Origin of the sequence: Tsukamurella tyrosinosolvens (genome assembly GCF_900104775.1) — a bacterium.
Lineage (GTDB): Bacteria > Actinomycetota > Actinomycetes > Mycobacteriales > Mycobacteriaceae > Tsukamurella > Tsukamurella tyrosinosolvens.
The window spans coordinates 4,928,885-4,948,325 of the sequence record NZ_FNSA01000003.1; the positions used below are offsets into that span (position 1 = coordinate 4,928,885).

The following is a 19,441-nucleotide window of genomic DNA, read 5'->3' on the forward strand; positions in this document are numbered from 1 at the left end:
CCCGCGCACCGTCGGACATCAGCATATCTGAACAGCTCTTCATATAACACTCGCCCGGTAGACTGCCAGGTCATGGGACACCGGATCACCGGCGACGGCGCCGCCCCGCTCGACGCCGCGACCGCCGAGCGGGTCGCCACCACACTGCAGGCGCTCGCCACGCCGAGCCGTCTCCTGATCCTCTCGCAGCTGCGCGGGCAGGCGATGGCCGTGGGCGACCTCGCTGCCGCAGTGGCGATGGAACCGTCGGCGGTCTCCCACCAGCTCCGGCTCCTACGCAACCTCGGCCTGGTCACCGGCGTCCGTGAGGGGCGCAGCATCGTCTACAGCCTCTACGACAACCACGTGGCCCAGCTCCTCGACGAGGCCGTGTACCACAGCGAACACCTGCGCATGGGCCTCGCCGACCGGCCCGCGGCCACAGAGCTCTCCGCCACCTGACGGCGCCCGTCGGCGGACCGTCGGGCTAGCGGCGGTTCCGGCGGCGCTCGGCGGGGGTGCGCCCCTGCTCGCCCAGCGGCGCGTCGACGACCTTCTCGGCCCCGAGGATCGAGCCGCGCACGCGCAGCCGCAACCGGAGATCGAGGAGCATGAGCTGGGCGTACAGCCTGATCGCCTGCGGGTTCACGACGTCCGCCACGCGAACCAGACGCAGGAACCGCTCGAACCACAGCTGCTCCGCCTCGGACCACTTCCATCCGAGCATGTCCCGGAATTCCGACGGGAGGTTGCCGCGCGTGAGGAAGTGGTTGAGCGGGCCGAAGACCCTGGCGAGGACCCAGCCCGGGGCACCGAGCGCCTCGTGGAGGAACATGAAGTCCGAGAGGGACTTCAGGTCGTCGCGGACTTCGGGAGCGATCGACAGCGAGGGCAGCATCGAATCCCAGTAGTCCTCGAACTCGTGCCAGCTCTGCGGCCACGCGGACTCCGGGACGTTGACCCCGGTGGCGAGCGGGGCGGCGGCGGGCGTGAGCACGTCGAGGGCGGCACGGTCGAGCGGACCGTAGAGCAGCTCGTACTGGTCGATGTAGAAGCGGAAGAGGCACGCCGCCACCCAGAGCTGCAGGTCGCGGGCGTTGCCGCTGTACCTGACGGGACTGCTCTCGGTGGAGTGCACGTGGGCGTGCACCGCGCGCATCTCCTCGCGGAAGGCGTCCCGGTCGGACTCGTTCCCGAGCACGGAGACCACCAGGTGCTGCGACGTGGTCCGGAGGCGCTTGAACGGCCGTCGGCGCGGGCTGCCGGACACGACGCGACTCTCGTGGACTCCGTGCCCGACCGCGGGCAGCGAGAGCTGCATGATGATGTTCGCGACGCCGCTCGTCAGGCCGACCATGGTCATGAGGTCGGCGAGCGTCTCGGGCCGCCGCGCACGGCGGGAGCGGATCAGAGCCTGATCGATGACGGCCATATCCCTATCATGCAACCGCAATCTCGAGCGTGTCCTCGAAATGAGAACATTCGATAACTTAGCATTCTTCGGTCACCGCTTGCCGTCGCCGAAGGGGCCGTCCCGCTCGGCAACCGCGGTCCGGAATCCGGCCGCAGCGGCACGCTGCTGGAACGCGTACCCCTCGCGCGTGTGCCGGGAGACACCGTCGAACACGGTGCTGATCATCGCGGAATTGCCCACGCCCTGCGCGAGGAGCGCGCTGTTCAGCGCGAGCTTGGTCATGATGAGCTGGTTGATGGGCAGCCGCGCGATGCGCGCCACGAGGTCTTCGGTGCGCTCGTCGAGCAGCTCGGGGGCTGGCGCCTCGACGGCGAGGCCCCATTCGGCAGCCTGAGCACCGGTGATGGTGTCGCCGGTGAGGAGGAGGCGCTTCGCCCGCTGGTCGCCGATGCGGTGCGCCCACATGCCGGCGGCGGGGACGCCCCACACCCGGGTGGGTGGGTAGCCGATACGGGTGTCGGCGGCGCAGATGATCTGGTCGGCGTACAGGGCGATGTCGGTGCCACCGGCGACCGCGAAGCCGTGCAGCTTCGCCACGGTCGGCTTGTTCGCGTGCAGGAGGCTCGCGAAGCCACGGTTGAAACGGCTCATCATCTGGTAGTCGATCATCGGGTCCCACGTGCCCGACGGGTCGTGGTTGCGCGCCTGCACCACGGGATCGAGGACGGATCCGGTCACCGCCGCGCGCTCCTCCGGATGCTCGCCGTTCTCGGCGAAGATCGAGAGGTCGTAGCCGCCGCAGAAGCCCTTGCCGCGCCCCGCGACGAGGATGACGTGCACCCTCGGATCGAGATCCGCGCGCTCGACGGCGTCCGCGAGTTCGATGGGCGTGTCCGCGGTGATCGCGTTGCCGCGCTCGGGGCGGTCGAAGGTGATCCGCGCGACGCGCCCGGTCACCTCGTAGGTCAGCGTCCGGTAGCTCACCTCCCGGTCCTCGCGGTCTCGTCCCGCGTACTGCGGGGACTCGGTCTGCGGGTCCCGCCACGCGGCGGGCCGGTCTGCGGGGTCGGTCATCGACGTTCTCCTCGGTGGCGGTCAGGTGGTGGGTCAGTGCGCGGGGCCCGTTGCCGTGCGACGGATCTCGTCCGCCGCGTCCTTCTGCGCCGCGAGCTCGGCTCGCGAGTAGAAGGTGCGCCACCCGGGGGTGCCGAAGCGCCGGCGCAGGCCGAAGTAGGCGGGCCCGAAGAGCCCCGCGACGGGGCGCGGGAGGGTGCGCCAGAACAGCCCGTGGAGCTCGCGCTCGATGCGGTCGATCGCGGTGGCGCGCAGGCCCAATTCGTCGTGGAAGCGCTCCGGGACACCGGCGAGGATCCCCACCCGGATGGTCCGCACCAGCGGCAACGACAGCAGCTGCCACACCGGCAGGGGCACCGCGTCCCAGCCGCGCGGCCTGGGCAGGGTGAGTGCGTGGTCGACGATGAACCGCACCTCCGGGCTCACGGCGAGGACGTCGTCGACGATCGGTTGCCAGTACTCGACGAAATCGGCGTAGGTGTCGGGGAGCCCGCGGACTCCGTACCGTCGCCCGATCTCGGTGAGTGCGCGGTACGCCTCCTCGCGCTCGCCGTCCGTGCGGAAGAGACCGAACTCCTCGGCGATGTCGATGCCGCCCTTGAGGATCGATCCCCAGGTCCAGTTCCAGACGTCCTTGTTCCAGGCGTGGTACGGCGTCCCGTCGGGCATGGAGCCGGCGATCGGGCGGTGCAGCTCGTAGAGCCCGTGCGCGACGTCGTCGGCCTCCGGCCCGGCGAAGACGATCCCCATGACCATCTCGTACGTGCTGATCAGGCGGCGCGCGGTGGCCTGCAGGTCGGGCAGGCCCTCGCTGCCGTTGAGGGCGCGGTCCTTCTCGCTCAGCACGTGGGCGATCTTGGGGTGCAGGGTCGGCATGATCAGCGCGGGGACGTTGGCGTACAGCAGGACCAGCGGATGGCCCGCGATCCAGCGACCGAAGCCGCCGGGCGCCAACGGATCCGCGGCGTTCGTTCCGCCGACCCGACCGTCGTCGGCGAGGGGCGGGGCGAGAGAGACGACGGTGCCGTCCACGGGCGTCTGGGGATCGGTCATGACGGGTTCTCCTGGGAGGGGATGAGGGCTGGTTCGGGCCGCGCCGAGCGACGTCGGCGGCGCGTCATCGGGCCGCAGAGGTGGGCGGCATCGCGGGTTCCGCGAGTCGGTGGAGGACGTGCTCGTACCGGGTCCGCTTGATCACGGCGAGGTTCTCGCCCCGCATCGGGGCGAGAGCGGCCGCGCGCACGATCGCCGACGCGAGAACACCGTCCTGCTCGACGATCTCATCGACGAGCCCGGCGTGCAGGGCGGCTTCGGCGTCGTACCGCTGGGCCGTCACCATCGCCGCATGTGCGACGGCGGGCGCGACCCGCGCGCCGACCAGCGCGCTCATCCCCGGGAGGAAGGGGAACCCGAGGCGCGCCTCCGGCAGGCACAGGTATCCGCGGTCGGCGCGCATGACCCGCTGGTCGTGCGCCAGGGCGAGGAGCAGCCCGCCCGCGTAGGTGTGTCCCTGGAGCGCGGCGACGGTGGGCGTGCCGGAGCCGAGCAGCCTGCCGAGCAGCCCCTGCACCGCGTCCAGGTAGCCGTCCTCGGCGAAGGCCCCCGGTTCGAGGCCGTTCGAGTAGAAGCGTCCGCTCCCGGTGGTGACGAGCGCAGCGGGCCCCGAGACCGCGTCCACGTCGTCCAGGACGGCGTGCAGAGCCGTGACCAGCGTCCCGTCGAGGCGATTCTCGCCGTCTCCGAGGTCGCAGATCAGCACTGCGCCGTCGCGTGTCAGATTCACCATGCCCGAAGCATTACATATTTCAATCATCCGACGCAATGTTGTAATGATCGCGCCGGTGTAACCTGTTCCCCTGATGGACAGCGCTCTCGTACCCCCGGTGACAGCGCGATCCGCTGTCTTGAGCCTGCTCCTCGGCGCGAATCCGCCTACGCTCAGCGGGCGCGAGATCATCGGCGCGATGGACCTTTTCGGTATCACGGAATCGACGACGCGGGTCGCCCTCACCCGGATGGTGGCGAACGGCGACCTCACTCGCGATCGCGGCGTGTACACGCTCTCCGAGCGGCTGGCGCAGCGCCAGCGCTACGCGCAGCCGCCGGAGCAACGGGACTGGACCGGGACCTGGGAGATGGCGGTCGTCACCGCGACCGGCCGCAGCGCCGCGGACCGGGTCGCACTGCGCGAGGAGATGCGCCGGCAGCGCGTCGCCGAGCTCCGGGAGGGTGTCTGGACCCGCCCCGCGAACCTCCGCCGCCGCTGGCCGCAGGCCCTCCTCGACGTCTCGGTCTGCTTCGAGTCCCGACCCACCTCCGACCCGGCGGCACTCGCCGCGCAGCTGTGGGACCTCCCCGCCTGGTCCGCGCGCGGCAACGAGTACCTGGCGCTGATCGCGGCCGTCGACGACGAGCCCGCCAGGTTCCGGACCATGGTCGCGGCGGTGCACCACCTGCAGACCGACCCGCTCCTCCCGGCGGAGTTCCTGCCCGTGGACTGGCCCGCCGCCCAGCTGACGTCGTTGTACGACGACTACCGCGCGTGGCTCGCCGAGCTCCGCGACAGCCTCGCGCCCGTCAGATAGCGCCCGAATCCCTCGTGGGGCGGCTGCCCGCGTCCGGCCCGGTGAGGACCGCAGCCAGACCGATCGCGACTATGCACGCTCCTGTGACCCATCCCCAGCCGACGGCGGCGGCTGCACTCGCGCCGAAGGCCGCGCCGGCGCTGCCCCCGACGAAATAGACGAGCATGTACACACCGTTGTAGCGGGCCGGCGCCGCCGGATCGATGTCCAGGACGGTGGATTGGTTCGCCACCTGTGCGGCGAAGAGCCCGGCGTCGAAGGCGGCGAGCGCGATCAGAGTGACCACGGCGTCGTTCAGGCCGACGGCCAGGGCCACGCAAGCAGCCGCAGCGAGCACCAGGCCGGCGAGGATCACGGGACGGGCACCGACGCGGTCGGTCCAACGACCGGCGATGCGGGTCGCGACGATGCCGGCCAGTCCAGCCAGCGCGTAGAGCCCGATCCTTTCAGCGCTCAGGGAGCGCGGCGGCTGCGACAACGCCACGGCGAGTCCGGACCACACGGCGCAGAAGGCGAAGAACCACAGCGCGCCCCGGAAGGCGGCGCCGCGCAGCGTGGCGGAGCGACGGAGCAGGCCCGGCATGGACCACAGCCCGGAGATGTAGGACTGGGTGACCAGGCCGCGCTCCGCGGGGAGAATCGCCGCCGAGACCACCGCGACGATCGCGCACGCGGCCGCGGCGGTGAGCAGCATCGCCCTCCAGCCGATCTCATCACTGAGCCATCCGCCGGCGATGCGACCGATGAGGATTCCCGCCGAGATTCCGGCGGTGACGATCCCGAGATCCGTCGAGCGCCTGCCGACCGGCGCGAGGCGGCCGACGAGGGAACTCAGACCCGCGCCGACCGACGAGCATGCGCCCGTGACCAGGAGGACCACTCCGAGCACCGCGGCAGAGGGGGCGACGACCGTCGCGGCGAGCGCGACCGCCAACGCCGCGAATTGCAGCGCGAGGACGGAGCGGGGCGGGAACCGGTCCACGAGCGGCACCAGGAGCGCCAACCCGAGCATGTAGCCGACCGGTCCGCACGAGAGTGCGACGCCGACGGCGCCGATGCCGGTGCCGAATGACGCCGCGACATCGGCGATCGCCGGCTGAAGCGGGTAGATCGTCGCGGTCCCCAGCGCGGCCGCGACGGACATGAAAAGGACGGTCGCGCTGGTCATTGCGGTTGCTTCCCTGGTTCTGGTCACGCCTTCGAAACTACGAAGCGTACGGCTCCCACGCTGGCGGGAACGAGACATCACCGATGCGCCCGCAACGCGACCACCTCCTGGCCGCGCAGCAGCGACCTTGACCCCAAGCGGAGTTGAGCTCCTACCGTCGGGTCATGTCCACCGAACTCCACCGCCCCGCCCTCGATCACCGTGATCCCGACGCCGACGCCGCCGTGGAGCGGCTCGTCTCCGTGCTCCAAGCCGGATTCGACAGCGGCGACGCCGACCAGTACGACTCGACGTTCGCTGATGACATTCTGTGGGGAACACCGAAGGGCCAGTGGCTTGCGGGGTTCCCCGCACTCAACTCCGCCCATCACCGCATGATGGGCGACACCCCCGTCGAACCCGCGTCGCGGTTCGAGGTCATCGGATCAACGCATCCCGCTCCCGATGTCGTTGTCGCGCAGGTCTGCCGCACAGCGCTCAACGGCGGTTTCAGCGAGGTCGCGATGTACGTCCTCGTCCGCCGGGCCGACCGGTGGTGGGTGGCCGCGGCCCAGAACACGCCCGTGTCCGCGGTCCTTCCTCCGATCGATCCCGTGTGAGGCAGTGATCCGCGACCGCCGTGCCCGTACGGTCCGGTGTGAAGAGGTAGTTCCGCACGCCCGGGACCGGGCCGACCGTGGGTTCCCATCGGCCGCGGGAGTACACCGAGCACGTGTACCCGCGGCGAAGAAGGGTCTCGAACACCTCCGCTGGGGAGCGTCCGAACTTGGACAGGTGCCTGTACTCGATCTCCAACAACCAGGTCGGCGAGAATCGGCGAAGAGTCTCACCCGCACCATCGAGCATGGCCGCCTCCATCCCCTCGATGTCGGCCTTGACGACGTCGACGCGATCCAGCCCGGCCGCAGCGACGATGGCGTCCAGTGTGACCACCTCGACGTCGAAGTGGTCGAATCGGGAGAACTCCTCGTGGTTCGGGCCTCGCCTCGTTGCGACCGAGCCGCGACCGACGACGGCACGGCCTCGCCGGCGAGGTACCTCGAAGGTGACGCGTCCCGCCTGAGAACCAACAGCGCGCCCGACCACGTCGAGTTGCGTCGCCCGCAGCAATCGACGCACCCATCGGAGCCAGCTGCACAGCACCGGGTTGGCTTCGATGACGAGGGTGCGGCCGAGCGGAGCTGCCGCGCTGAACTGTGTTGCGTAGAGACCATATTCACCGCCGATGTCCAGGCAGACGGCATCCACCGGGAGTAGTGCGGCGACCGCGGCCGATTCCGGCTCGACGCACCAGAGGGTCTTCGCGGCCATTCCGAGGCACGCGGCCGCGAAGCGATGGCCGGCAGCTGCGCGGGCGGGTGTCGGCCCGGCGGATGCGCGATCCCCCGTCACGACCGGGTGCCCTTCTCCGCGAGCGATGCCCCATCCGGGTGCACGACCTCCGCGGCGCGGGAGCCGGCTACCTGCGCGACCACGCCGAGGACGCCGAGCACGAACGGCAGGACGAAGTAGCCTGCACGAGAAACCGGAGAGACCAGAAAGAGGATCGTGTAACCGGCGGCCGCGAGCAGCAGTATGTCCGTCAGGCCCAGGTGCCTCTTCGCCAGCGCGATCCAGGTGATCGCCACCGCGGAAGCCAGCAGGGACGTCACGATGCCGGCGTACCCGAGGAATCCCTTCTCGGCGAGAGCGCCACCGAGTGCGCTTGCGCCGGCGGGCGACTCGATCGCAGAGAGACCCAGCGGGAACTCGATAGCGCTCCGCGCGAAACCTCGCGGATCGACCAGCACGGCGGGGAGGACGGCTGCCCCGACGATGGCGGCGACCACCGCCGCCCACCGACGAATCTCCGCACGACGGCCCCGTCGGACCTGGACGACGATCATCATCGCTGCGAGCGGCCAGAACGTGAACTTGATCGCACACCCCACACCGACCACGATCGCGTTCAGGCGGTACTCGCCCGTCCAGAGGGTTATCACCGCGAGCCCCGCCAGCGCTGCGACGGGCAGGTCCACTCCGCCGGTCGCGATCGGGATCGCCACCAACGGGCAAGCGATCATCAGCATCTCTGCGCGTACAGCGATCTTCGTGTCCACCAACCGGCGCAGGCTCACCCACGTGACGACGGCGAAGAAGAGCGTGAAGGAGATTCGCGGATCCCCGAGTGGGTTCTCTCCGAACGCGGCGCCAGGAATCCCGAACACGCTCATGAGCGGGAAGTACGGAAAGACGTCGTCGACAACAGCGGGGTCGGTCACGTACGGGCTCGCGGACGCGAGGGCTCTGATCGCGCCGTCGCGAACGATGCCGACCTCATGCTGGGAGAGGCCGCGGACGATCAGCGCCACGCCCGGAAGCACCGCGCAGAAGCCGGCCGACACCGCGGCGATCGCACCGATGGACCACCGTCGCCGGAGAAGCATGCCGGCGCACCCGCAGTAGCCGACGAAGGCGAACATGGCCCAGACCGCGTGGGGTTCCATGCGGGTGGAGGTCCCTAGGACGAACGCATAGACAGCGAGGCCCACGGCACTCAGCGTGGCGATGGCACGGACTCGATGACCTTCGCGCAGGCACGGAATCATTCTGCGCGACTTGATGTCCCCGTCGATGTCATTCATGCTCTTCACCCTGACCTCCACCTGCGAGAACGGCGTCACTCGAAAGAGCCAACTTTCTCGGCGAGAGCTGCTCGGGCCGGCTGCCCGGGCTACGGTGGCACCACGATGGATGCCATGAACAGCACGCACGACAGACGCCGAACACCTGGTACCCGGCGCCGATCGCTGGCGCTGGACATCACAGCGTGGATCGCCGCCGGCGCAATGACGCTGCTCGCTCTGGTGCCGAACGCCACGCTCTTCGCCACCTACGCCACCGGCGTGGCGGTCTCGGTGATCCAGGCGCTTCCGCTCGTCGTCGTCCGGCGGTGGCCGATCGCGGCGATGGCGGTCCAGTGCGCCGCAATCGTCACGGCATCGGTGCTCGCGGCCGGTGTCGCTTTCCCTGGTCTGCCACGACGATTCTCGTCGGGATCGTCGTGATCGGGATCGTCGCGGCCAGGGGCTCGGATCGAACTGTCGCCGTCTGCCTCGCGGCGATCGTCGCGACGGCTGCGGTCGCCCCGATCCGGCACCACATGCCACTGGGCTACTTCACCGCAGGCGCTCTGGCCGGCGCTGTGTTCGTACTCGTGATCCGGCTGATCGTGCATCTGCGCGAGACATCGGCGCGCCTGCAGGCGGAGCGACGTTTACGCGCCGTCGACGAGGTCCGAAAGGAGGCCGCAGCGCAGCGCTCCGCCCTGTCCGCTCAGGTCCACGACATCGTGGGTCATCACCTCGCCGCCATCTCGCTGACCGCGTCGTCCGAAGCCGGGCGCGCGAGCTCCGGCGCCGAGAAGAACCACGCGCTGTCCGATATCGCGACCTCCGCCGCCCTCGCCCTGTCCGAGATCCGCTCCGTTCTCGACGAAACATCGCTACATCCCGGCCCCGCGACCGAGGCCGACCCCGCCTCGCTCGCCCAGTTCCTCGCGGGGTGGGAGGACGTCGGAGTGCATATCAACCACAGTGGCGTGAGCATCATCGACGCGGCGGACCCGGCCCTGCGCCACGAGGCGTACCTGGTGACCCGACAGGCGATCACGAACGCCGTCCAGCACGGCCGGACGAAGTCGGTCCGCCTCATCGTCGCCGACGAAGGCGCGGTTCTCCGACTCACGATCGCCAACGACGCGGACCAGGGGGACGTCGTCCTCGGCCGGGGGTTGACGAGCATGCGGACCCGCTTGGCGAAGCACGGCCACGACCTCGCGATCCGCACCGGGGATGGTGTCTTCGAGCTCGATGTCACCCTCGTCAAGGAGACTGAGCGGTGGTGTCCGTACTCCTGGCGACGACGATCGACCGTCCGTCGGCGATTCGGAAAATCCTCGACGGCCACTCTTCGATCACGTCGCGGGAAGCCGTCAACGGGGGTGACGCGTTGATCCAGTCGGCGGCTCGACGTCGACGTCTGCTTCTCGACATTCGGATGCCGGCTCCTCACCGGCCTCGAGGTCGCCCGCGAGGTGCTCGGTGACCGGACGAGGGCCACGAAAGTCGTGCTCCTAACGACGTTCGACCTCGACGAATACGTCTATGAGGCCCTTCGTCTCGGCGTGAGGGCTCCTGGTCATCCTCGACACCCGACATGATCACGTCGGCGATCCTCGAGGCCGGTAACGGGGAACGTCTGCTCTCCCGTCCGTCACGGTACGGCTTGGTGAAGAAGTACTCGCGCGCGTTACCGCACGTCGACACACAGCTCCTCGCCCCCCTCACCGGGCGGAGAACGCGAGGTGCTCAAAGCATAGCACAGGGATGTCCAACAGGGAGATCGCCGCCGACCTCGTCATCGCGAGGAGACCGTCAAGACCCACATCGGGCGGATCCTGCACAAGCTGCAGGCTCGCGACCGCACACAGGTGTGGCTCGGTAACAACGCCTCGCGCTGACGATCGTCAGCCGAGTCGTTCTCGTACCAGAACCACCACGGCTGTGTGCGGTCGCGGAGCTGCAGCTTGTGCAGGATCCGCCCGATGTGGGTCTTGACGGTCTCCTCGGCGATGACGAGGTCGGCGGCGATCTCCCTGTTGGACAGCCCTGTTGCTATCGCTTAGCACCTCGCGTTCTCGCCGGTGAGGCGGGCGAGAGCTGTGTGTCACGTGCCGGTACGCGCGCGAGTACTTCTTCACCAGCCGTACCGTGACGGACGGGGAGAGCAGTACGTCCCGTTGACGGCCTCGAGGATCGCCGAGTGATCATGTCGGGTGTCGAGGACTTGACCAGGAAGCCGCTCACGCCGAACAAGGCCTCATAGACGTATTCGTCGAGTCGAACGTCGTGAGGAGCACGACTTTCGTGGCCCTCGTCCGGTCACCGAGCACCTCGCGGCGACCTCGAGCGGTGAGGAGCGGCATCCGATGTCGAGAAGCATGACTCGACGTCGAGGCCGCGCGACTGGATCACGCGTCACCCCGTTGACGGCTTCGCCGGCGACGGTGATCGAAGAGTGGCCGTCGAGGATTTTCCGAATCGCCGCACGGACGGTCGGATCGTCGTCGGCCAGGAGTACGGACACCACCGCTCAAGTCTCCTTGACGAGGGTGACATCGAGCTCGAAGACACCATCCCCGGTGCGGATCGCGAGGTCGTGGCCGTGCTTCGCCAAGCGGGTCCGCATGCTCGTCAACCCCCGGCCGAGGACGACGTCCCCCTGGTCCGCGTCGTTGGCGATCGTGAGTCGGAGAACCGCGCCTTCGTCGGCGACGATGAGGCGGACCGACTTCGTCCGGCCGTGCTGGACGGCGTTCGTGATCGCCTGTCGGGTCACCAGGTACGCCTCGTGGCGCAGGGCCGGGTCCGCCGCGTCGATGATGCTCACGCCACTGTGGTTGATATGCACTCCGACGTCCTCCCACCCCGCGAGGAACTGGGCGAGCGAGGCGGGGTCGGCCTCGGTCGCGGGGCCGGGATGTAGCGATGTTTCGTCGAGAACGGAGCGGATCTCGGACAGGGCGAGGGCGGCGGAGGTCGCGATATCGGACAGCGCGTGGTTCTTCTCGGCGCCGGAGCTCGCGCGCCCGGCTTCGGACGACGCGGTCAGCGAGATGGCGGCGAGGTGATGACCCACGATGTCGTGGACCTGAGCGGACAGGGCGGAGCGCTGCGCTGCGGCCTCCTTTCGGACCTCGTCGACGGCGCGTAAACGTCGCTCCGCCTGCAGGCGCGCCGATGTCTCGCGCAGATGCACGATCAGCCGGATCACGAGTACGAACACAGCGCCGGCCAGAGCGCCTGCGGTGAAGTAGCCCAGTGGCATGTGGTGCCGGATCGGGGCGACCGCAGCCGTCGCGACGATCGCCGCGAGGCAGACGGCGACAGTTCGATCCGAGCCCCTGGCCGCGACGATCCCGATCACGACGATCCGACGAGAATCGTCGTGGCAGACCAGGGGAAAGCGACACCGGCCGCGAGCACCGATGCCGTGACGATTGCGGCGCACTGGACCGCCATCGCCGCGATCGGCCACCGCCGGACGACGGACGAGCGGAAGCGCCTGGATCACCGAGACCGCCACGCCGGTGGCGTAGGTGGCGAAGAGCGTGGCGTTCGGCACCAGAGCGAGCAGCGTCATTGCGCCGGCGGCGATCCACGCTGTGATGTCCAGCGCCAGCGATCGGCGCCGGGTACCAGGTGTTCGGCGTTGTCGTGCGTGCTGTTCATGGCATCCATCGTGGTGCCACCGTAGCCCGGGCAGCCGGCCCCGAGCAGCTCTCGCCGAGAAAGTTGGCTCTTTCGAGTGACGCCGTTCTCGCAGGTGGAGGTCAGGGTGAAGAGCATGAATGACATCGACGGGGACATCAAGTCGCGCAGAATGATTCCGTGCCTGCGCGAAGGTCATCGAGTCCGTGCCATCGCCACGCTGAGTGCCGTGGGCCTCGCTGTCTATGCGTTCGTCCTAGGGACCTCCACCGCATGGAACCCCACGCGGTCTGGGCCATGTTCGCCTTCGTCGGCTACTGCGGGTGCGCCGGCATGCTTCTCCGGCGACGGTGGTCCATCGGTGCGATCGCCGCGGTGTCGGCCGGCTTCTGCGCGGTGCTTCCGGGCGTGGCGCTGATCGTCCGCGGCCTCTCCCAGCATGAGGTCGGCATCGTTCGCGACGGCGCGATCAGAGCCCTCGCGTCCGCGAGCCCGTACGTGACCGACCCGCTGTTGTCGACGACGTCTTTCCGTACTTCCCGCTCATGAGCGTGTTCGGGATTCCTGGCGCCGCGTTCGGAGAGAACCCACTCGGGGATCCGCGAATCTCCTTCACGCTCTTCTTCGCCGTCGTCACGTGGGTGAGCCTGCGCCGGTTGGTGGACACGAAATCGCTGTACGCGCAGAGATGCTGATGATCGCTTGCCCGTTGGTGGCGATCCCGATCGCGACCGGCGGAGTGGACCTGCCCGTCGCAGCGCTGGCGGGGCTCGCGGTGATAACCCTCTGGACGGGCGAGTACCGCCTGAACGCGATCGTGGTCGGTGTGGGGTGTGCGATCAAGTTCACGTTCTGGCCGCTCGCAGCGATGATGATCGTCGTCCAGGTCCGACGGGGCCGTCGTGCGGAGATTCGTCGGTGGGCGGCGGTGGTCGCCGCCATCGTCGGGGCAGCCGTCCTCCCCGCCGTGCTGGTCGATCCGCGAGGTTTCGCGCGGAGCGCTATCGAGTTCCCGCTGGGTCTCTCTGCGATCGAGTCGCCCGCCGGCGCAAGCGCACTCGGTGGCGCTCTCGCCGAGAAGGGATTCCTCGGGTACGCCGGCATCGTGACGTCCCTGCTGGCTTCCGCGGTGGCGATCACCTGGATCGCGCTGGCGAAGAGGCACCTGGGCCTGACGGACATACTGCTGCTCGCGGCCGCCGGTTACACGATCCTCTTTCTGGTCTCTCCGGTTTCTCGTGCAGGCTACTTCGTCCTGCCGTTCGTGCTCGGCGTCCTCGGCGTGGTCGCGCAGGTAGCCGGCTCCCGCGCCGCGGAGGTCGTGCACCCGGATGGGGCATCGCTCGCGGAGAAGGGCACCCGGTCGTGACGGGGGATCGCGCATCCGCCGGGCCGACACCCGCCCGCGCAGCTGCCGGCCATCGCTTCGCGGCCGCGTGCCTCGGAATGGCCGCGAAGACCCTCTGGTGCGTCGAGCCGGAATCGGCCGCGGTCGCCGCACTACTCCCGGTGGATGCCGTCTGCCTGGACATCGGCGGTGAATATGGTCTCTACGCAACACAGTTCAGCGCGGCAGCTCCGCTCGGCCGCACCCTCGTCATCGAAGCCAACCCGGTGCTGTGCAGCTGGCTCCGATGGGTGCGTCGATTGCTGCGGGCGACGCAACTCGACGTGGTCGGGCGCGCTGTTGGTTCTCAGGCGGGACGCGTCACCTTCGAGGTACCTCGCCGGCGAGGCCGTGCCGTCGTCGGTCGCGGCTCGGTCGCAACGAGGCGAGGCCCGAACCACGAGGAGTTCTCCCGATTCGACCACTTCGACGTCGAGGTGGTCACACTGGACGCCATCGTCGCTGCGGCCGGGCTGGATCGCGTCGACGTCGTCAAGGCCGACATCGAGGGGATGGAGGCGGCCATGCTCGATGGTGCGGGTGAGACTCTTCGCCGATTCTCGCCGACCTGGTTGTTGGAGATCGAGTACAGGCACCTGTCCAAGTTCGGACGCTCCCCAGCGGAGGTGTTCGAGACCCTTCTTCGCCGCGGGTACACGTGCTCGGTGTACTCCCGCGGCCGATGGGAACCCACGGTCGGCCCGGTCCCGGGCGTGCGGAACTACCTCTTCACACCGGACCGTACGGGCACGGCGGTCGCGGATCACTGCCTCACACGGGATCGATCGGAGGAAGGACCGCGGACACGGGCGTGTTCTGGGCCGCGGCCACCCACCACCGGTCGGCCCGGCGGACGAGGACGTACATCGCGACCTCGCTGAAACCGCCGTTGAGCGCTGTGCGGCAGACCTGCGCGACAACGACATCGGGAGCGGGATGCGTTGATCCGATGACCTCGAACCGCGACGCGGGTTCGACGGGGGTGTCGCCCATCATGCGGTGATGGGCGGAGTTGAGTGCGGGGAACCCCGCAAGCCACTGGCCCTTCGGTGTTCCCCACAGAATGTCATCAGCGAACGTCGAGTCGTACTGGTCGGCGTCGCCGCTGTCGAATCCGGCTTGGAGCACGGAGACGAGCCGCTCCACGGCGGCGTCGGCGTCGGGATCACGGTGATCGAGGGCGGGGCGGTGGAGTTCGGTGGACATGACCCGACGGTAGGAGCTCAACTCCGCTTGGGGTCAAGGTCGCTGCTGCGCGGCCAGGAGGTGGTCGCGTTGCGGGCGCATCGGTGATGTCTCGTTCCCGCCAGCGTGGGAGCCGTACGCTTCGTAGTTTCGAAGGCGTGACCAGAACCAGGGAAGCAACCGCAATGACCAGCGCGACCGTCCTTTTCATGTCCGTCGCGGCCGCGCTGGGGACCGCGACGATCTACCCGCTTCAGCCGGCGATCGCCGATGTCGCGGCGTCATTCGGCACCGGCATCGGCGCCGTCGGCGTCGCACTCTCGTGCGGACCGGTCGGCTACATGCTCGGGTTGGCGCTCCTGGTGCCGCTCGTGGACCGGTTCCCGCCCCGCTCCGTCCTCGCGCTGCAATTCGCGGCGTTGGCGGTCGCGCTCGCCGCGACGGTCGTCGCCCCCTCTGCCGCGGTGCTCGGAGTGGTCCTCCTGGTCACGGGCGCATGCTCGTCGGTCGGCGCGGGTCTGAGTTCCCTCGTCGGCCGCCTCGCGCCGGTCGGCAGGCGCTCGACGGATCTCGGGATCGTCACCGCCGGAATCTCGGCGGGAATCCTCATCGGTCGCATCGCCGGCGGATGGCTCAGTGATGAGATCGGCTGGAGGGCGATGCTGCTCACCGCCGCGGCCGCGTGCGCGATCGTCGCGGTGGTCTCGGCGGCGATTCTCCCCGCGGAGCGCGGCCTGGTCACCCAGTCCTACATCTCCGGGCTGTGGTCCATGCCGGGCCTGCTCCGTCGCTCCGCCACGCTGCGCGGCGCCGCCTTCCGGGGCGCGCTGTGGTTCTTCGCCTTCTGCGCCGTGTGGTCCGGACTCGCCGTGGCGTTGTCGCAGCCGCCGCGCTCCCTGAGCGCTGAAAGGATCGGGCTCTACGCGCTGGCTGGACTGGCCGGCATCGTCGCGACCCGCATCGCCGGTCGTTGGACCGACCGCGTCGGTGCCCGTCCCGTGATCCTCGCCGGCCTGGTGCTCGCTGCGGCTGCTTGCGTGGCCCTGGCCGTCGGCCTGAACGACGCCGTGGTCACTCTGATCGCGCTCGCCGCCTTCGACGCCGGGCTCTTCGCCGCACAGGTGGCGAACCAATCCACCGTCCTGGACATCGATCCGGCGGCGCCGGCCCGCTACAACGGTGTGTACATGCTCGTCTATTTCGTCGGGGGCAGCGCCGGCGCGGCCTTCGGCGCGAGTGCAGCCGCCGCCGTCGGCTGGGGATGGGTCACAGGAGCGTGCATAGTCGCGATCGGTCTGGCTGCGGTCCTCACCGGGCCGGACGCGGGCAGCCGCCCCACGAGGATTCGGGCGCTATCTGACGGGCGCGAGGCTGTCGCGGAGCTCGGCGAGCCACGCGCGGTAGTCGTCGTACAACGACGTCAGCTGGGCGGCGGGCCAGTCCACGGGCAGGAACTCCGCCGGAGGAGCGGGTCGGTCTGCAGGTGGTGCACCGCCGCGACCATGGTCCGGAACCTGGCGGGCTCGTCGTCGACGGCCGCGATCAGCGCCAGGTACTCGTTGCCGCGCGCGGACCAGGCGGGGAGGTCCACAGCTGCGCGGCGAGTGCCGCCGGGTCGGAGGTGGGTCGGGACTCGAAGCAGACCGAGACGTCGAGGAGGGCCTGCGGCCAGCGGCGGCGGAGGTTCGCGGGGCGGGTCCAGACACCCTCCCGGAGCTCGGCGACGCGCTGCCGGCGCATCTCCTCGCAGTGCGACCCGGTCCGCGGCGCTGCGGCCGGTCGCGGTGACGACCGCCATCTCCCAGGTCCCGGTCCAGTCCCGTTGCTCCGGCGGCTGCGCGTAGCGCTGGCGCTGCGCCAGCCGCTCGGAGAGCGTGTACACGCCGCGATCGCGAGTGAGGTCGCCGTTCGCCACCATCCGGGTGAGGGCGACCCGCGTCGTCGATTCCGTGATACCGAAAAGGTCCATCGCGCCGATGATCTCGCGCCCGCTGAGCGTAGGCGGATTCGCGCCGAGGAGCAGGCTCAAGACAGCGGATCGCGCTGTCACCGGGGGTACGAGAGCGCTGTCCATCAGGGGAACAGGTTACACCGGCGCGATCATTACAACATTGCGTCGGATGATTGAAATATGTAATGCTTCGGGCATGGTGAATCTGACACGCGACGGCGCAGTGCTGATCTGCGACCTCGGAGACGGCGAGAATCGCCTCGACGGGACGCTGGTCACGGCTCTGCACGCCGTCCTGGACGACGTGGACGCGGTCTCGGGGCCCGCTGCGCTCGTCACCACCGGGAGCGGACGCTTCTACTCGAACGGCCTCGAACCGGGGCCTTCGCCGAGGACGGCTACCTGGACGCGGTGCAGGGGCTGCTCGGCAGGCTGCTCGGCTCCGGCACGCCCACCGTCGCCGCGCTCCAGGGACACACCTACGCGGGCGGGCTGCTCCTCGCCCTGGCGCACGACCAGCGGGTCATGCGCGCCGACCGCGGATACCTGTGCCTGCCGGAGGCGCGCCTCGGGTTCCCCTTCCTCCCGGGGATGAGCGCGCTGGTCGGCGCGCGGGTCGCGCCCGCCGTCGCACATGCGGCGATGGTGACGGCCCAGCGGTACGACGCCGAAGCCGCCCTGCACGCCGGGCTCGTCGATGAGATCGTCGAGCAGGACGGTGTTCTCGCGTCGGCGATCGTGCGCGCGGCCGCTCTCGCCCCGATGCGGGGCGAGAACCTCGCCGTGATCAAGCGGACCCGGTACGAGCACGTCCTCCACCGACTCGCGGAACCCGCGATGCCGCCCACCTCTGCGGCCCGATGACGCGCCGCCGACGTCGCTCGGCGCGGCCCGAACCAGCCCTCATCCCCTCCCAGGAGAACCCGTCATGACCGATCCCAGACGCCCGTGGACGGCACCGTCGTCTCTCTCGCCCCGCCCCTCGCCGACGACGGTCGGGTCGGCGGAACGAACGCCGCGGATCCGTTGGCGCCCGGCGGCTTCGGTCGCTGGATCGCGGGCCATCCGCTGGTCCTGCTGTACGCCAACGTCCCCGCGCTGATCATGCCGACCCTGCACCCCAAGATCGCCCACGTGCTGAGCGAGAAGGACCGCGCCCTCAACGGCAGCGAGGGCCTGCCCCCTGCAGGCCACCGCGCGCCGCCTGATCAGCACGTACGAGATGGTCATGGGATCGTCTTCGCCGGGCCGGAGGCCGACGACGTCGCGCACGGGCTCTACGAGCTGCACCGCCCGATCGCCGGCTCCATGCCCGACGGGACGCCGTACCACGCCTGGAACAAGGACGTCTGGAACTGGACCTGGGGATCGATCCTCAAGGGCGGCATCGACATCGCCGAGGAGTTCGGTCTCTTCCGCACGGACGGCGAGCGCGAGGAGGCGTACCGCGCACTCACCGAGATCGGGCGACGGTACGGAGTCCGCGGGCTCCCCGACACCTACGCCGATTTCGTCGAGTACTGGCAACCGATCGTCGACGACGTCCTCGCCGTGAGCCCGGAGGTGCGGTTCATCGTCGACCACGCACTCACCCTGCCCAGGCCGCGCGGCTGGGACGCGGTGCCCCTGCCGGTGTGGCAGCTGCTGTCGTTGCCGCTGGTGCGGACCATCCGGGTGGGGATCCTCGCCGGTGTCCCGGAGCGCTTCCACGACGAATTGGGCCTGCGCGCCACCGCGATCGACCGCATCGAGCGCGAGCTCCACGGGCTGTTCTGGCGCACCCTCCCGCGCCCCGTCGCGGGCTCTTCGGGCCCGCCTACTTCGGCCTGCGCCGGCGCTTCGGCACCCCCGGGTGGCGCACCTTCTACTCGCGAGCCGAGCTCGCGGCGCAGAAGGACGCGGCGGACGAGATCCGTCGCACGGCAACGGGCCCCGCGCACTGACCCACCACCTGACCGCCACCGAGGAGAACGTCGATGACCGACCCCGCAGACCGGCCCGCCGCGTGGCGGACCCGCAGACCGAGTCCCCGCAGTACGCGGGACGAGACCGCGAGGACCGGGAGGTGAGCTACCGGACGCTGACCTACGAGGTGACCGGGCGCGTCGCGCGGATCACCTTCGACCGCCCCGAGCGCGGCAACGCGATCACCGCGGACACGCCCATCGAACTCGCGGACGCCGTCGAGCGCGCGGATCTCGATCCGAGGGTGCACGTCATCCTCGTCGCGGGGCGCGGCAAGGGCTTCTGCGGCGGCTACGACCTCTCGATCTTCGCCGAGAACGGCGAGCATCCGGAGGAGCGCGCGGCGGTGACCGGATCCGTCCTCGATCCCGTGGTGCAGGCGCGCAACCACGACCCGTCGGGCACGTGGGACCCGATGATCGACTACCAGATGATGAGCCGTTTCAACCGTGGCTTCGCGAGCCTCCTGCACGCGAACAAGC

The 19,441-nt window shown here is 69.6% G+C and carries 20 protein-coding genes and 4 pseudogenes; 13 read left to right on the top strand and 11 right to left on the bottom strand.

Annotated elements, in window-relative coordinates:
* Nucleotides 1–72 precede the first annotated feature (72 nt).
* A complete protein-coding gene (locus BLW32_RS26410; RefSeq protein ID WP_068526067.1) occupies nucleotides 73–441 on the top strand; it encodes an ArsR/SmtB family transcription factor in 369 nt (122 codons plus the stop codon).
* Nucleotides 442–466: 25 nt separating this feature from the next.
* On the opposite strand, the gene BLW32_RS26415 is transcribed toward BLW32_RS26410, so the two are convergent.
* The 4 genes from BLW32_RS26415 to BLW32_RS26430 all read right to left on the bottom strand — a co-directional run bounded on the left by BLW32_RS26415 (nucleotide 467) and on the right by BLW32_RS26430 (nucleotide 4,253).
* The gene (locus BLW32_RS26415) at nucleotides 467–1,411 is read right to left on the bottom strand and encodes an oxygenase MpaB family protein (RefSeq protein ID WP_068742460.1); all 945 of its coding nucleotides are present in this window, start codon (nucleotides 1,409–1,411) and stop codon (nucleotides 467–469) included.
* 72 nt (nucleotides 1,412–1,483) lie between these two features.
* The gene (locus BLW32_RS26420) at nucleotides 1,484–2,467 is read right to left on the bottom strand and encodes a crotonase/enoyl-CoA hydratase family protein (protein ID WP_068742461.1); all 984 of its coding nucleotides are present in this window, start codon (nucleotides 2,465–2,467) and stop codon (nucleotides 1,484–1,486) included.
* Nucleotides 2,468–2,500: 33 nt separating this feature from the next.
* Nucleotides 2,501–3,520 carry an oxygenase MpaB family protein gene (locus BLW32_RS26425; protein WP_068742462.1) on the bottom strand — a complete coding sequence of 340 codons (1,020 nt, stop codon included), beginning with the start codon at nucleotides 3,518–3,520 and terminating at the stop codon, nucleotides 2,501–2,503.
* Nucleotides 3,521–3,584: 64 nt separating this feature from the next.
* Nucleotides 3,585–4,253, bottom strand: coding sequence for an enoyl-CoA hydratase/isomerase family protein (locus BLW32_RS26430; RefSeq protein ID WP_068742463.1), 669 nt, complete (start codon nucleotides 4,251–4,253; stop codon nucleotides 3,585–3,587).
* 73 nt (nucleotides 4,254–4,326) lie between these two features.
* On the opposite strand from BLW32_RS26430, the gene BLW32_RS26435 reads away from it, so the two are divergent.
* On the top strand, nucleotides 4,327–5,052 hold the full coding sequence (locus tag BLW32_RS26435) for a PaaX family transcriptional regulator C-terminal domain-containing protein (protein ID WP_068742464.1): 726 nt from the start codon (nucleotides 4,327–4,329) through the stop codon (nucleotides 5,050–5,052).
* Here BLW32_RS26435 and BLW32_RS26440 read toward each other — a convergent pair.
* The gene (locus BLW32_RS26440; protein WP_068742465.1) at nucleotides 5,045–6,220 is read right to left on the bottom strand and encodes an MFS transporter; all 1,176 of its coding nucleotides are present in this window, start codon (nucleotides 6,218–6,220) and stop codon (nucleotides 5,045–5,047) included. The two genes, BLW32_RS26435 and BLW32_RS26440, sit on opposite strands and share 8 nt — an antisense overlap.
* 164 nt (nucleotides 6,221–6,384) lie before the next feature.
* Here BLW32_RS26440 and BLW32_RS26445 point away from each other — a divergent pair, with 164 nt between their 5' ends.
* A complete protein-coding gene (locus BLW32_RS26445) occupies nucleotides 6,385–6,819 on the top strand; it encodes a DUF4440 domain-containing protein (protein WP_068526074.1) in 435 nt (144 codons plus the stop codon).
* Here BLW32_RS26445 and BLW32_RS28440 read toward each other — a convergent pair.
* Together BLW32_RS28440 and BLW32_RS26455 are read right to left on the bottom strand one after the other, a co-directional pair.
* On the bottom strand, nucleotides 6,710–7,531 hold the full coding sequence (locus BLW32_RS28440; protein ID WP_074850265.1) for an FkbM family methyltransferase: 822 nt from the start codon (nucleotides 7,529–7,531) through the stop codon (nucleotides 6,710–6,712). The two genes, BLW32_RS26445 and BLW32_RS28440, sit on opposite strands and share 110 nt — an antisense overlap.
* Nucleotides 7,532–7,608: 77 nt before the next feature.
* Nucleotides 7,609–8,973 (bottom strand): glycosyltransferase 87 family protein, encoded by a 1,365-nt coding sequence (locus BLW32_RS26455; protein WP_139286326.1) that lies wholly within the window; start codon nucleotides 8,971–8,973, stop codon nucleotides 7,609–7,611.
* Between BLW32_RS26455 and BLW32_RS26460 the strand changes: the two genes are divergently transcribed.
* From BLW32_RS26460 to BLW32_RS28485, 3 genes and pseudogenes are all read left to right on the top strand, one after another.
* Entirely contained in the window at nucleotides 8,959–9,267 is a 309-nt protein-coding gene (locus tag BLW32_RS26460) for a hypothetical protein (protein WP_139286327.1), read from the top strand. The genes BLW32_RS26455 and BLW32_RS26460 overlap by 15 nt on opposite strands.
* Nucleotides 9,264–10,214, top strand: a complete 951-nt coding sequence (locus tag BLW32_RS26465) for a sensor histidine kinase (protein ID WP_074850863.1) — start codon at nucleotides 9,264–9,266, stop codon at nucleotides 10,212–10,214. The genes BLW32_RS26460 and BLW32_RS26465 overlap by 4 nt, the downstream gene beginning before the upstream one ends.
* 417 nt (nucleotides 10,215–10,631) lie before the next feature.
* Nucleotides 10,632–10,721, top strand: a pseudogene (locus tag BLW32_RS28485) (hypothetical protein); the annotation flags it as partial.
* A 95-nt stretch (nucleotides 10,722–10,816) separates the two neighbouring features.
* On the opposite strand, the pseudogene BLW32_RS28490 reads toward BLW32_RS28485, so the two are convergent.
* Nucleotides 10,817–10,879 (bottom strand): annotated as a pseudogene (locus tag BLW32_RS28490) (LuxR C-terminal-related transcriptional regulator); the annotation flags it as partial.
* A 474-nt stretch (nucleotides 10,880–11,353) separates the two neighbouring features.
* A complete protein-coding gene (locus BLW32_RS26475) occupies nucleotides 11,354–12,670 on the bottom strand; it encodes a sensor histidine kinase (protein WP_139286328.1) in 1,317 nt (438 codons plus the stop codon).
* 74 nt (nucleotides 12,671–12,744) lie between these two features.
* Here BLW32_RS26475 and BLW32_RS26480 point away from each other — a divergent pair, with 74 nt between their 5' ends.
* The 3 genes and pseudogenes from BLW32_RS26480 (at nucleotide 12,745) to BLW32_RS28450 (ending at nucleotide 14,739) form a co-directional block, all read left to right on the top strand.
* Nucleotides 12,745–13,020: a hypothetical protein gene (locus BLW32_RS26480; RefSeq protein ID WP_074850868.1), complete on the top strand. Its 276-nt coding sequence runs from the start codon at nucleotides 12,745–12,747 to the stop codon at nucleotides 13,018–13,020.
* Between the two features lie 85 nt (nucleotides 13,021–13,105).
* A pseudogene (locus BLW32_RS26485) lies at nucleotides 13,106–13,840 on the top strand (glycosyltransferase 87 family protein); the annotation flags it as partial.
* Between the two features lie 77 nt (nucleotides 13,841–13,917).
* Nucleotides 13,918–14,739 (top strand): FkbM family methyltransferase, encoded by an 822-nt coding sequence (locus BLW32_RS28450; protein WP_074850265.1) that lies wholly within the window; start codon nucleotides 13,918–13,920, stop codon nucleotides 14,737–14,739.
* Here the strand turns inward: BLW32_RS28450 and BLW32_RS26495 are convergent.
* A complete protein-coding gene (locus BLW32_RS26495; RefSeq protein WP_068526074.1) occupies nucleotides 14,630–15,064 on the bottom strand; it encodes a DUF4440 domain-containing protein in 435 nt (144 codons plus the stop codon). The two genes, BLW32_RS28450 and BLW32_RS26495, sit on opposite strands and share 110 nt — an antisense overlap.
* A gap of 164 nt (nucleotides 15,065–15,228) precedes the next feature.
* On the opposite strand from BLW32_RS26495, the gene BLW32_RS26500 reads away from it, so the two are divergent.
* Nucleotides 15,229–16,887 (top strand): MFS transporter, encoded by a 1,659-nt coding sequence (locus BLW32_RS26500; protein ID WP_254779356.1) that lies wholly within the window; start codon nucleotides 15,229–15,231, stop codon nucleotides 16,885–16,887.
* Between the two features lie 77 nt (nucleotides 16,888–16,964).
* Here BLW32_RS26500 and BLW32_RS28260 read toward each other — a convergent pair.
* A pseudogene (locus BLW32_RS28260) lies at nucleotides 16,965–17,117 on the bottom strand (PaaX family transcriptional regulator C-terminal domain-containing protein); the annotation flags it as partial.
* Nucleotides 17,118–17,405: 288 nt separating this feature from the next.
* Between BLW32_RS28260 and BLW32_RS26510 the strand changes: the two are divergent.
* From BLW32_RS26510 to BLW32_RS26520, 3 genes are all read left to right on the top strand, one after another.
* Nucleotides 17,406–17,858, top strand: a complete 453-nt coding sequence (locus BLW32_RS26510; RefSeq protein ID WP_217635852.1) for an enoyl-CoA hydratase/isomerase family protein — start codon at nucleotides 17,406–17,408, stop codon at nucleotides 17,856–17,858.
* Nucleotides 17,859–17,942: 84 nt separating this feature from the next.
* A complete protein-coding gene (locus tag BLW32_RS26515; protein ID WP_074850873.1) occupies nucleotides 17,943–18,974 on the top strand; it encodes an oxygenase MpaB family protein in 1,032 nt (343 codons plus the stop codon).
* A 25-nt stretch (nucleotides 18,975–18,999) separates the two neighbouring features.
* Nucleotides 19,000–19,441 (top strand): enoyl-CoA hydratase-related protein (locus BLW32_RS26520; RefSeq protein WP_437441752.1); only part of this gene is annotated, 442 nt, incomplete at its 3' end.